Genomic DNA, 12378 nt, shown 5'->3' with positions numbered 1-12378 from the left:
GCTCCCCTCCGCCCGTCACAGACGAGGCGGAGGGGAGCTTCGTCGTGTCAGCCCCGCTCGAGCAGCTCGTCGCGCACGGTGCGCCGCAGGACCTTGCCGATGAGCGAGCGCGGCAGCTCGTCGAAGAGCTCGATGCGACGCGGCACCTTGTAGGGCGTGAGGCTCGTGCGGCAGAAGTCGCGCAGGGCCGTCTCGTCGAAGACGGCGCCTTCCCGGAGCTCGACGCCGGCGGCCACGGCCTCGCCGCCGTCGCCCCGCGGGAGGCCGACGACCGCCGCGCCCCGCACGTCGGGGTGCGCCAGCAGGGCCGCCTCGACCTCCGACGGCGAGACGTTGAACCCGCCCGTGATGATGAGCTCCTTGACGCGGTCGACGATCGTGACGAACCCGTCGTCGGAGACGCGCACGATGTCGCCCGTGCGGAGCCATCCGCCCGGCAGCAGCGTCTCGGCGGTCTCGGCCGGGCGCCGCCAGTAGCCCTGGAAGACCTGCGGTCCGCGCACGAGCAGTTCACCGGGCTCGCCCGCCGGCCGGTCCTCGGCCGGATCGGACGGGTCGACGACCCTGATCTCGGTGCTCGGGAACGGCACGCCGACCGTGCCGGGCCGCCTGGTCGGACCCATCGGGTTGCCGACCGAGATCGGCGAGGACTCGGTCATGCCGTAGCCCTCGACGAGGAGCCCGCCCGTGGCGCTCTCCCAGCGGTCGACCGTCGCGATGGGCAGGCTCATCGCGCCCGAGATCGCGAAGCGGATGCGTTCGAGGGCCCGCGGGTGGCGTGCCGCAGCGTGCACGAGCTGGTCGTAGATCGGCGGCACCGCGGGCAGGAACGTCGGCGGCGAGTGGCGTGCGGCGTCGAGCACGAGGCCCGAGTCGAACTTCGGGAACAACACGAGACGCGCACCGATCGACATCGCGAAGGTCAGGCAGAGCGTCATGCCGTAGGCGTGGAAGAGGGGCAGCACCCCGTAGAAGACCTCCTCGCCCTCGGCGAGGCCGGGCACCCAGGCGCGGCCCTGCATCGCATTCGCGCGCAGGTTCCGGTGGCTGAGCACGGCGCCCTTCGGCGTGCCGGTCGTGCCGCTCGTGTACTGCAGCACGGCGGTGTCGTCGAGCGAGGGGCGCGGATGCCGCTGGGCGAGCGCCCGCCGCGAGGTGAGCCGCTCCCACTCGACGAGCCCGCGCGCACGCGGCTTCGTCGTGAGCGCGGCGCGGGAGCGCCGGGCCTTCGGGATCGGCAGGCGCAGCGCCATCCGCTTGCCGAAGGGGAGTGCGCGGGTCAGGTCGACCGAGACGATGTGGGCTGGGCGGATGTCGCTGGGGAACTCGGCGACCGTGTCGGCCACGCTGTCCCAGACGATCGCGACGCGGGCGCCGTGATCCTCGAACTGGTGCCGCAGCTCGGGCGGCGTGTAGAGCGGATTGTGCTCGACGACGATCGCGCCGAGGCGGAGCACCGCGTAGAACGCGGCCACGTGCTGCGGGCAGTTCGGCAGCACGAGCGCGACCCGGTCGCCCGCGACGACCCCGAGCCGGCGCAGCCCCTCGGCGGCGGAGGCGATCTGCTCGCCGAGCTCGCGGTAGCTCGTCTCGGCGCCGAAGAACTCGAGCGCCGGGCGCCGCCGGAACCGGTGCACCGCGTCGTCGATCATGTCGACGAGCGTCTGGCTCGGCTCCTCGATCTCCGCGGGCACGCCGTCTGCGTAGTGGTCCAGCCAGGGCCGGTGTTCGTACGGGTTCATTCGTGCCTCTCACGGCCATCTGCACGCGAGAACACGGTCACGCCCATCGTCGCCGTGGCGCGCGGATGCCGTCTCCAGCGTACGGTGCCGCGCTGCGCCCGGCCTGACCTAGATGATGCCGAGCTCCATCGCCCGCGTCACGGCGCGCGTGCGATCGTTCACCTCGAGCTTCTCGAAGACGTGCAGCAGGTGCGTCTTCACGGTCGCCTCGCCGATGAAGAGCGCCCGCGCGATCTCGGGGTTCGAGCGTCCCTCCGCCACGAGGCGCAGCACCTCGAGCTCGCGCCGCGAGAGAGCGGGAGCGGGTGCAGCGACGGATGCCGCGTCGGCGCGCACCCTCGAGACGAGCTTCGCCGCGATCGACGGGGCGAGCACGGTCTCGCCGGCGGCGACGGCGCGGATGCCCGCGAGGATCTCGGCCTGCGGCGCCGCCTTCAGCAGGTAGCCGCTCGCCCCGGCCTCGATGGCCGCGAGGATGTGATCGTCGGTCTCGTACGTCGTGAGCACGAGCACACGGGTGCCCGGCACCTCGGCGAGGATGCGCGCGGTCGCCGCGGCGCCGTCGAGCTGCGGCATCCGCAGGTCCATCAGCACGAGATCGGGGCGCTCGGATGCCGCGACGGCCACCGCCTCGGCGCCGTCGGCAGCCTCGCCGACGACCTCGAGACCGGCCTCGGCCTCGAGCAGGCCGATGATGCCGGCCCGCACGATGGGATGGTCGTCGGCCACGACGATGCGGATCGCGGTGGTCATGGTGTCTCCTCGGAGGTGGGTCTCGATACGCGTCCTCCCGCGTCGGGCGCTACTCGACCGGCAGTGGGCGGGAGTGCGGCATCCGCTCGGGGGATGCCGACGCGGAGGACCGTGCCGCCGCCCGCGCCCGGTTCGATCGCGAACGACCCGCCGACGAGCGCGGTGCGATCGCGGATGCCGGCGAGCCCGAAGCCCGAGGCGCCCGGCATCGCCGCTCCGGGTCCGACGCCGTCATCGGAGACGGTCAGCACGACCTCGCCGCCGACGGACTCCACGGTCACCGCAGCGTGCCGGGCGTCGGCGTGCTTGCGGACGTTCGCGAGCCCCTCCTGCGCCGAGCGCAGCAGGACGACCTCGTGCTCGCGGCTGAGTCCCGTCGCGCTCGTCGAGACGGTCACGACGACGTCGGTCTCGCGTTCGAAGTTCGCCGCGAGCCGCGCGAGGGCGTCGCCGAGCCCCGCGCCCGACTCGACCGGTGCGAGCGAGGCGACGAGTCCGCGCGCCTCGGTGAGCGCCTCGCGCGCCATCTGCTCCATGAGCTCGACGTCGGCGCGAGCGGATGCCGCAGCCTCGCCGTCGACCCCGCCGAGCCGCGTGCCCGTGCGCTGTGCGACCATCACGAGGCCGGTCAGGCTCTGCGCGATCGTGTCGTGGATCTCGCGGGCGAGCCGCGCGCGCTCCTCGACGACGCCGGCATCACGGTGCATCGCGGCGAGCTGGCCCTGAGTCGCCTGCAGCTCCTCGAGCAGGCGGCCGCGCTCCTGGCCGTAGACGGCGATGTTCGTGATCCAGAGCCCGAGCGCGATGCTGAAGCCGACCGAGAGAGCCGCGCTGGCGACCCCCGCGACGATGCCGCTCGGGCCGAAGTGCACGATGTAGCCCACTGCCAGCGCGCTGCCGATGAGCGCGTTCGACACGAGCGCGCTGCGGATCGACGGCGCCGTCGTCCAGATGAACGGGTAGACGAACACCTGGATGATCGCGAACGAGGGCTCGAACGAGGCGCCGACGCCGACGAGCACCGCGAACGCGATCGAGATCACGAGGTGCGGGGCGAGCCGGTCGGCGCCGAGACGAGCCCTGGCGTAGGCGAAGTAGAAGACGAGGAACGCACCCGTCGTGGCCCAGACACCCCAGTCGTCCGGTCCGTACGGCGGCGGGTCGAACAGGGTGAAGAGCACGAGGATGGATGCCACGGCGATCGCCGCGACATCCCACCATCGTCTGTTCAGCATGTTGCGAGTGTGCCACGGGGGCTATGCATCGCGCCGGATCCACCGGAAGGTGATGCGCGACAGCACGAAGCCCACGATGAGCCAGATGCCGAGGGCGATCGCGACGCCCGGGAGGTTCCACGAGCCGTTCTGCTCGAGCGACTCCCATCCCTCGGGCAGGAACACCGAGCGCATGCCCTGGGCGATCCATTTGAGCGGGAACAGGCTGGCGAAGTTCTGGAGCCAGTCGGGGAGCATGTTCCACTGCAGGTAGACGCCAGAGATGAACTGGAGGATCAGCCCGATCGGGATCACGACCGCGGCGGCGCTCTTGCCCGAGCGCGGCAGCGCCGAGAGGGCGATGCCGAGCAGCGCACACGTCGTGAGGCCGAGCACGAACACCCAGGCGAACGTGACCCACTTCGCCGGATCGGTCGGCAGGTCGATGCCGAGCACGAGCCAGCCGGCGAGGATCAGCAGGCCCGCCTGCAGCGTGCCGGTGACGAAGACCTGGCCGATCTTGCCGGCGAAGTACCCGACGGGTGAGAGGGGAGTGCCGCCCAGCCGCTTCAGCGTGCCGTTCGACTTCTCGAGGGCGATGTCGATGGCGAGGTTCTGCACGCCCGACAGGAAGATGCCGGCGGCGAGCATCGCCGGCAGGTAGAGGGCCGCGATCGAGATCTCGGCTCCGGGAGGACCGACCTCGCCCGAAGCGCTGAACGCGGCCGAGAAGATCGCGAGCATCACGAACGGGAAGAGGAAGGTGAAGAACAGGGTGTCGGCGGCTCGGAAGTACGTCTTCGTCTCGACGCCGACGCGTGACGCGCCCTGGGTCATCAGGCTGGTGCTCATGCGAGGGCCTCCTCGGTGTCGTCGAATTCGCGTGCTGAGCCCGCCGAAGCGACGTGCACGAGCCCCAGGTAGATGTCCTCGAGGGTCGGCCGGATCACTTCGAGGCCGTCGGGTTCGCGGCCGAGTGCGGCGACGACGGATGCCACGTGCAGCCCCGGCTCGTCGGTGCGCACCTCACGCGTGGTGCCGGCCGCGTCTCGCCAGCGCACGATCGGACGGCGTGCGTCGGCCCCGCCGATCTCATCGATGGCGCCGACGTCGATGAGCCGTCCGCCGGCGATCACGCCGGCGCGATCGGCCAGCTGCGCCGCCTCGTCGAGGTAGTGGGTCGTGAGCAGGATCGTCGTGCCCTCGGCCTTGAGCGACCGGATGAGACCCCAGAACTGCCGGCGCGCCTCGGGGTCGAAGCCCGTGGTCGGCTCGTCGAGGAAGAGCAGCTCGGGCCGGCCCACGATGCCGAGGGCGACGTCGACGCGACGCTGCTGGCCGCCCGAGAGCTTCGCGATGCGGGTCTTCGCCTTCGACTCGAGGCCGACGGCGGCGATGACCTCGTCGACGTCGCGCGGGTGGGGGTAGAGCGAGGCGAAGTGCCGCAGCAACTCGGTGACGGTCAGGAGCCCGGTCTCCCCGCTCGATTGCAGCACGATGCCGATGCGCGACTTCCAGTCGAGGCCGCCGCGAGCAGGGTCGACGCCGAGCACGCTCACCTCGCCCGAGGTGCGGAGCCGGTAGCCCTCGAGGATCTCGACCGTGGTGGACTTGCCGGCCCCGTTCGGTCCGAGCAGGGCGAACGTCTCGCCGTGGGCGATGTCGAGATCGAGGTCGTCGACGGCGATCACCCCGCCATAGGCCTTGCGGAGCCCGCGGATCTGCACCGCGGCATCCGTGCGTGTCGTGTTCATACCGGAAGCCTCTCGCGGTTGCGCCGCGATCGGCAGCCCCCGACGGGTCGATTCCCGCGTCCACCGATCGGTGGATGGGTGCTCGGTCAGCGGTCGGGCCCGGGCGCAGCCGACGCCTCGACCTCTGCCAGGCGACGTTCGAGGAATCGGCGCTCGGGCGCCGTCGGTGCGAGGGCGATCGCTTCGCGATAGCGAGCGGCTGCGGCGTCCCGCCGGCCGGAGCGGCGCAGGAAGTCGGCCTGCGCCGCCGGCAGCAGGTGGTATCCGGCGAGACGACCGGAGGAATCGAGGGCGGCGAGGGCCGCGAGCCCGTGGTCAGCGCCGTCGGCCATCCCGATCGCGATCGCGCGAGCGAGCTCGACGAACGGCGACGCGCCCCTCATGAGCCCCGCGAGCTCGTCGTATCGACGCACGATCGCCGCCCAGTCCGTCTCGTCAGGCGTGCGCGCGCTGACGTGCACGGCCTGTATCTCGGCCTGCACCCGGTAGGGACCTCGTTCGCTCGTCGGGATCGGGCCGAGCAGGGCGAGTCCCTCGGCGATGAGCGCGCGGTCCCACTGCTCGCGGCGCTGCTCCTCGAGCGGTACGAGCTCGCCGCCGGCATCGACGCGCGCCGCCGCGCGTGCGTGCTGGAGCAGCATGAGCGCGAGCAGGGCGTGGGGCTCGTGGGCGTCGGGCAGCAGGTCGACGACCAGTCGCGTGAGCCGGATCGCCTCGACGGCCAGGTCGACGCGTTGCAGACGGTCGCCCGATGAGGCGACGTAGCCCTCGTTGGAGACGAGGTACAGCACGGCGAGCACCCCGTCGAGCCGGTCGGCAAGCGCCTCTGGCGGCGGCACACGATACGGGATGCCCGCGTTCCGGATCTTCCGCTTCGCACGCACCAGGCGCTGTGCCATGGTCGACTCCGGCACGAAGAAGGCGCGCGCGATCTCGCTCGTCTCGAGGCCGCCCACCGTGCGCAGGGTGAGCGCGACTCGTGATTCCATCGGCAGCGCCGGATGCGTGCAGGTGAAGACGAGGCGAAGTCGGTCGTCCCACGCCGGCTCGTCGCGAGCGATCGCGACGTCGGCCGGGTCCGGCGGTCCGCCGGTTCGTCCCTCGAGTGCTTCCATCGCGATCCACTCCTTGACCTTGTCCGTCTCGACGCCGCGACGCCGGAGCCGGTCGAGTGCGAGGTTGCGGGCGGCGGTGGTGAGCCACGCGCCCGGATTGGCCGGCACGCCGTCGCGCGGCCACGTGGTCGCGGCGCGCTCGAAGGCTCCCGAGGTCGCCTCCTCCGCGACATCCCAATCGCCAGTAGTGCGGATGAGCGTGGCGACGACCCGCGACCACTCCGTCTCGAACGCGGCTTGGAGCGCCGCCGCGACCGTGGGCGCGATCCCGTCGGCTCGCCCCTCGGGCGTCGGCGCTCCGGCCGCCGTGCGTTCGCGACTCAGCGGCCCGCCCCCACCTCGTCGAGCACTTCTGCGGCGGCCGGCTCGACCCTGATGCCGCGCTCGGCGGCTTCCCGTTCGTGGCGGGCGACGTGGTCGTCGTGCACGTCGAACGGCCAGAGCGGGCGCAGCTCGAGCGTGCCGCCCCTGGCCATCGGATGCTTCGACGCCACCTCGATCGCCTCGGCGAGGCCCTGCACTTCGAGCACGTCGAAGCCTGCGATCCACTCCTTCGCCTCGGCGAAGGGGCCGTCGCTGACGAGCACCTCGCCCGCGCGTCTGCTCACGAAGGTCGCGTCCTCGGGGCCGCGCAGCACGTCGCCGAAGAGCCGGGTCCCGCGCCCGTCCATCTCGTCGACCCAGGCCTGCGGGTCGTCGTCCATCGGGTCCTCGGTGGGCGTCGGCTCGCCGCCGTCGTCGCCGATGACGGCTCGCCGCCCCTGCCGCTCGGCGACTACGAACATGAGGTACCGTCGGCCGCTCGCGACCCGTTCGCGGAATCCCGCCGGGACGACCTGCGCTGCGGGATCGACCCCCGGCCACTGCATGAACGGGCGCACCTCCACCCGCCCGAAGGCGGCAACCGGATGTCTCGACGCGATCTCGATCGCCTCGTCGAGGTCGGCGACGTCGATGATGTCGAAGCCGCCGATCGATTCCTTCGACTCGGTGAACGGCCCGTCGGTGACGAGCAGTTGCCCGTCGCGGACCCGCACGGTCGTGGCGTCCTGGTCGGGCCGCAACCGCTCGCCGTACTCGGACGCACCCCGGCTCTCGAGGTCGTCGACCCAGTCGCCGATGTCGTCGGCGGCCGGCACGTAGGCGAGGGGCTCGTCGCCCTCGGCGTAGAACAGTGCGTATTCCATGGTGGAATCCTCTCTCGGTCACGCTACGCAAGTACGACGAACGGCGACAGCCGTTCTCGACACCCGGGTGGTGATCGGCGGGATCGGGTTCCGTGCCGGCCCGGTGCCCGCTCAGTGCGGGAGCACGAGCATGATGCCGAGGCCGACCATGACGACGGCGATGATCGCGTCGAGCACGCGCCACGCACGCGGGCTCGAGAGCACGCCGCCGAGGAGCCTCGCGCCGTAGGCGAGCCCGAAGAACCAGACGATGCTCGCGGCACCTGCTCCGGCGGCGAAGGCCCAGCGGGCCTCGCCGTGCGTGTTCGCGACCGAGCCGAGCAGGAAGACCGTGTCGAGGTAGACGTGCGGGTTCAGCCAGGTGAGGGCGAGGCAGGTCAGCACGGCGGCGGCGAGGCCGGTGCTCCGCCGGGTGAGCGTCGATGTCGAGGTGGGAGTCGACGTCGAGGCGGATGCCGCGGGGTTCGCGAGTGCCGAGGGTGTCCCGGCCCTGGCCCCCACGAGCCCCGCGGCATCCGCCTCGGCCTCTTCGACCTCGTGTTCGGCGGCCTCGGCCTCGAGCGTCTCGCCGCTCGGCCGGATCGCGCGACGCGCCGCGAGCAGCCCGTAGGCGACGAGGAACGCAGCGCCCGCCCAGCGGATGACGTCGACGAGCCAGGGCACCGCCGTCAGCACCGCGCCGATGCCGGAGACGCCGACCATGATCAGCGCGAGGTCGCTCAGCGCGCAGATCGCCGCCACCGCGAAGACGTGCTCGCGCCGGATGCCCTGCCGCAGCACGAACACGTTCTGCGCGCCGATCGCGACGATGAGCGAGAGGCCGAGGCCGAAGCCGGCGAGGATGGAGGAGAGGGGCACGAGACGAATGTAGGTGGGCCGGACGCTTTACTCCAGCTCAAGATTCTTCATCGGCATTAGCATTGCTTCAGATGGAGATCCCGCTCGACCTCGCCCGTACGCTCGCCGTCGTCATCGACGAGGGCACGTTCGACGCGGCGGCTCGGCGCTTGCGCATCACCCCGTCGGCGGTCTCCCAGCGCGTCAAGGCGCTCGAGCAGCAGCTCGGGCGCGTGCTCGTCGTGCGATCGAAGCCGGCCAGGGCGACCGAGGCGGGTGCGCCGATCGTGCGGCTCGCGCGCCAGGTCGCGCTGCTCGAACACGACGCCATCGCGGAGTTCGGGCTCGACGAGGCATCCGCTCGGCCGCTCTCGCTCGCCCTCGCGGTCAATGCCGACTCCCTCGCGACGTGGTTCCTGCCCGCCCTCGCCCGTGTCGGGGAGCGGCACCCGGTCGTGTTCGACCTGCACCGCGACGACCAGGACTTCACGGCCGGCCTGCTCGAGTCGGGCACCGTGCTGGGGGCCGTCACGTCGCAGTCCGCGCCCGTGGCCGGATGCCTCGTGCGCCCGCTCGGGGTCATGCGCTACGAGCCCGTTGCGACACCGGCCTTCGCCGAGCGCTGGGGGCTCGCGCTCGGCTCCGGCATGCGCGGCTCGCGCGGGCGCGGTGAGCAGCGGCGACGCGGCCCGGAGCCGGCCGCCGCGCTCGCGACGGCCCCGCTCGTCGACTTCGACCGGCGCGACGACTTGCAGCGCGAGCACCTGACGGCACAGGGGATCGACCCCGACGGGCCACCCCGCCACTTCGTGCCGGCCTCGAGCGACTTCGCGACGGCGGTCAAGCTCGGGCTCGGCTGGGGCATGCTGCCCGCGTTCCAGTCGGCGGCAGAACTCGAGCGCGGCGCGCTCGTACGACTCGACGGGGCGCCGATCGACGTGCCGCTCTTCTGGCAGCAGTGGAACCTGCGCTCGACCCTGCTCACCGCGGTCGCCGACGAGCTCGCGGCCGAAGCGCGCACCGCGCTCGCGCGGCCCTGAGGGGACGCCCTGGCGCAGGCGCGATGCGAGTCGGCGGATGTCTGCGACGGCGCGCCGCAGCTTGTCGGCGCGTCGCGCGAATCATCCGCCGACTCGCCGACTCGACATGCGACGTCAGGTCAGGTCAGGAGAAGAGGCGCTGCAGGCGCTGCACGCCCTCGAGCAGCGGGGCGTCGCCCAGTGCGTAGCTGAGGCGCAGGAAGCCCGACGGGCCGAACGCCTCGCCGGGCACCGCGGCGACCTCGGCCTGGTCGAGGATCAGGTCGGCGAGCTCGAGCGAGGTGGTCGGCGTGACGCCGCCCCACTCGCGGCCGAGCAGGCCGGTGACGTCGGGGTAGACGTAGAAGGCGCCCTGCGGCACCGGCACGGTCATGCCGTCGATCTTCGAGAGCTCGGCGACGATCGTGCGGCGACGGCGGTCGAAGGCGCGGCGCATCTCTTCAACCGCGTCCTGCGGACCGTTGAGGGCGGCGATCGCCGCACGCTGCGAGATGTTCGACACGTTCGACGAGAGGTGCGACTGCAGGTTCGCGGCACCCTTGATGACGTCGGAGGGGCCGACCATCCAGCCGAGTCGCCAGCCCGTCATCGCGTAGGTCTTGGCGACGCCGTTGACGAGGATCGCCTGGTTCGCCAGCCCGGGCACGGCCTCGACGATCGAGACCGCGCGCGGCGGCACGCCGTCGGGCTCCTCGGCGTAGGTGAGGTTCTGGTAGATCTCGTCGGCGACGACCCAGATGCCGTGCTCGAGCGCCCATTCGCCGATCTCGCGCGTCTGCTCGGCGGAGTACACGGCGCCGGTCGGGTTCGACGGCGAGACGAAGAGCAGCACCTTCGTGCGGTCGGTGCGGGCGGCCTCGAGCTGTTCGACGGTGACGAGGTAGCCCTGGTCGGAGCCGGCGAAGACGTCGACCTGGCGGCCGCCGGCGAGCTTGATCGCCTCGGGGTACGTGGTCCAGTACGGCGTCGGCACGAGCACCTCGTCGCCCGGGTCGAGCAGCGTCTGGAACGCCTGGTAGACGGCCTGCTTGCCGCCGTTCGTGACGACGACCTGGCCGGGGGAGACCTCGAGCCCAGAGTCGCGCAGCGTCTTCGCGGCGATCGCCTCGCGCAGCTCGGGCAGGCCGGCCGCAGGCGTGTACCGGTAGTTCTTCGGGTCGTGCGTGGCGGCGAGGGCGGCCTCGACGATGTACTCGGGCGTCGAGAAGTCGGGCTCGCCCGCCGCGTAGGAGATGACCGGGCGCCCCTCGGCCTGGAGGGCCTTCGCCTTGGCATCGACCTTCAGGGTCGCGGACTCGGCGATGGCGGCGATACGGGCGGAGAGGCGCGGGTGTTCGGTCACGCGACCAGCCTACGGCGTGGGGTATGCCGTGTGACAGGGGGCGAAGCGCGCACCCCTCGAACAGGGGGTTATCCGGACACTATCCTCCGGATAGGCTCACCCGAACGCATGCATTCGAATCGAGGCGCGCCCGAGGGCGCGCCTCGTCGTGTGCGCGATGCGCTGCAGTCACCACCACCCCCACAGACAGGAACCCTCGATGGCCCTTCAACGACGCACGACTCGACTCGCCGCCCTCACCACGGCCATCGCCGTCGGCGGTGGGCTGGCCCTCGCCGGCGCCGCGCCGGCACAGGCCGAGGAGATCGATCCGACCGAGATCGCGTACGTCGGCGCCGACGACATCCGCCCCGACGAGTCGACGTACGTCGGCTGGCACAACGGTGCCGCCACCGGTTCGTTCGTCGACGGCAACGGACAGCTCGACCTCACCGGCAAGGTGCAGATCCTCAACGGATTCGACGCGGCCGCCGACAACGGCGACCTCCGCGAGCTGATCGATGCCGGAATCTCGTGGGGCAGCACGAACGCCTACTTCCAGATCCCCCTGTTCTTCGACGACGCCGCCGGCGACCAGCAGTTCACGACGCTTCGCCCGGCCGACACCACCGCCAATGTGGTCGCGCTCGACGCGCAGTGGACGACGAGCCGCGCCGTGTCCGATGCCGCCCCGGCGAACACCACCGCCACGCTCGAGGAGCTCCTGGCCGCCATCGAGGGTGCGTCGCCCGCCGCCGCCGACGTCGACCTTCTCGGCTACGGGTTCTTCGTCGACGAGGGTCAGACCGGATCCGTCTCGTGGGTCAAGTGGGGCACACTCGACACGGAGTTCGTGCCGGCGCCCGTCGAGGAGCCCATCGGCGAACCCGTCTTCGAGGACTCGGAGCAGCTCGCGGCATTCCTCGCCGAGCGGGAGATCACGCCCGTCGACGGCGGCACCCTCACGCAGGGCGCTGCCGGTCAGCTTCAGGTGCAGGGCGACTGGTACTGGGACGGGCTGACCTACTTCGACGCCTACGCCTACTCGGCTCCCGTGGCGGTCGGCGTGTTCCAGGCCGATTCCACCGGCCTGATCACCGTGACGCTCTCGCCCGAGACCCTCGCGGCTCTCGCGCCGGGGCAGCACACGCTCGTGCTCGCATCGCAGGGACAGAACGAGGGCGGCCTGTACTTCGTGACCTTCACCGTCGTCGCCGCCGCGACGCCGGGCGGCAGCTCCACCGTCACCGGTGCCGCGCTCGCCGAGACCGGCTTCGACGCCGCGCTGCCGCTCTTCGGCGGCGCGCTGCTGCTCGCAGCCGGCGCGGTGCTCGTGCTGCGTCGTCGGGCCGGCGCTTCGGCCTGACGCTGAGCAACGGCCTCGGGGTCGTGCGGATGCCATGCGGCATCCGCAC

Annotated in this window: 11 protein-coding genes; 2 read left to right on the top strand and 9 right to left on the bottom strand. The window is 71.9% G+C overall.

From position 1 onward, the window contains the following. Positions 1–47: 47 nt before the first annotated feature. The 8 genes from ASD23_RS02535 to ASD23_RS02495 form a co-directional block, all read right to left on the bottom strand. The gene (locus ASD23_RS02535) at positions 48–1742 is read right to left on the bottom strand and encodes a long-chain-fatty-acid--CoA ligase (RefSeq protein WP_056005800.1); all 1695 of its coding nucleotides are present in this window, start codon (positions 1740–1742) and stop codon (positions 48–50) included. A 108-nt stretch (positions 1743–1850) separates the two neighbouring features. Further along, the gene (locus ASD23_RS02530; RefSeq protein ID WP_056005797.1) at positions 1851–2495 is read right to left on the bottom strand and encodes a response regulator; all 645 of its coding nucleotides are present in this window, start codon (positions 2493–2495) and stop codon (positions 1851–1853) included. Continuing rightward, positions 2492–3730 (bottom strand): sensor histidine kinase, encoded by a 1239-nt coding sequence (locus ASD23_RS02525; protein WP_056005794.1) that lies wholly within the window; start codon positions 3728–3730, stop codon positions 2492–2494. The genes ASD23_RS02530 and ASD23_RS02525 overlap by 4 nt, the downstream gene beginning before the upstream one ends. Before the next feature lie 21 nt (positions 3731–3751). Next, complete coding sequence (locus ASD23_RS02520; RefSeq protein ID WP_157376986.1) at positions 3752–4561, bottom strand: ABC transporter permease; 810 nt, start codon at positions 4559–4561, stop codon at positions 3752–3754. Then, positions 4558–5463 (bottom strand): ABC transporter ATP-binding protein, encoded by a 906-nt coding sequence (locus tag ASD23_RS02515; protein WP_056005791.1) that lies wholly within the window; start codon positions 5461–5463, stop codon positions 4558–4560. The genes ASD23_RS02520 and ASD23_RS02515 overlap by 4 nt, the downstream gene beginning before the upstream one ends. Before the next feature lie 86 nt (positions 5464–5549). After that, positions 5550–6845, bottom strand: a complete 1296-nt coding sequence (locus ASD23_RS02510; protein WP_056007698.1) for an RNA polymerase sigma factor — start codon at positions 6843–6845, stop codon at positions 5550–5552. A gap of 53 nt (positions 6846–6898) precedes the next feature. After that, on the bottom strand, positions 6899–7765 hold the full coding sequence (locus ASD23_RS19415; RefSeq protein WP_327019772.1) for a YciI family protein: 867 nt from the start codon (positions 7763–7765) through the stop codon (positions 6899–6901). A gap of 111 nt (positions 7766–7876) precedes the next feature. Beyond that, a complete protein-coding gene (locus ASD23_RS02495; protein WP_056005788.1) occupies positions 7877–8623 on the bottom strand; it encodes a LysE/ArgO family amino acid transporter in 747 nt (248 codons plus the stop codon). A gap of 71 nt (positions 8624–8694) precedes the next feature. Between ASD23_RS02495 and ASD23_RS02490 the strand changes: the two genes are divergently transcribed. Continuing rightward, positions 8695–9642, top strand: coding sequence for a LysR family transcriptional regulator ArgP (locus tag ASD23_RS02490; RefSeq protein ID WP_056005784.1), 948 nt, complete (start codon positions 8695–8697; stop codon positions 9640–9642). 124 nt (positions 9643–9766) lie between these two features. On the opposite strand, the gene ASD23_RS02485 is transcribed toward ASD23_RS02490, so the two are convergent. Continuing rightward, on the bottom strand, positions 9767–10984 hold the full coding sequence (locus tag ASD23_RS02485; protein ID WP_056005780.1) for a pyridoxal phosphate-dependent aminotransferase: 1218 nt from the start codon (positions 10982–10984) through the stop codon (positions 9767–9769). A 199-nt stretch (positions 10985–11183) separates the two neighbouring features. Here ASD23_RS02485 and ASD23_RS02480 point away from each other — a divergent pair, with 199 nt between their 5' ends. Beyond that, a complete protein-coding gene (locus tag ASD23_RS02480; RefSeq protein WP_056005777.1) occupies positions 11184–12329 on the top strand; it encodes a hypothetical protein in 1146 nt (381 codons plus the stop codon). Positions 12330–12378 lie beyond the last annotated feature (49 nt).

The organism is Agromyces sp. Root1464, from assembly GCF_001427265.1.
In the GTDB taxonomy this organism is placed as follows: Bacteria; Actinomycetota; Actinomycetes; order Actinomycetales; family Microbacteriaceae; genus Agromyces; species Agromyces fucosus.
Note: the sequence above shows the minus strand (reverse complement) of the source record. Positions and strands in the feature narration are given on the sequence as shown.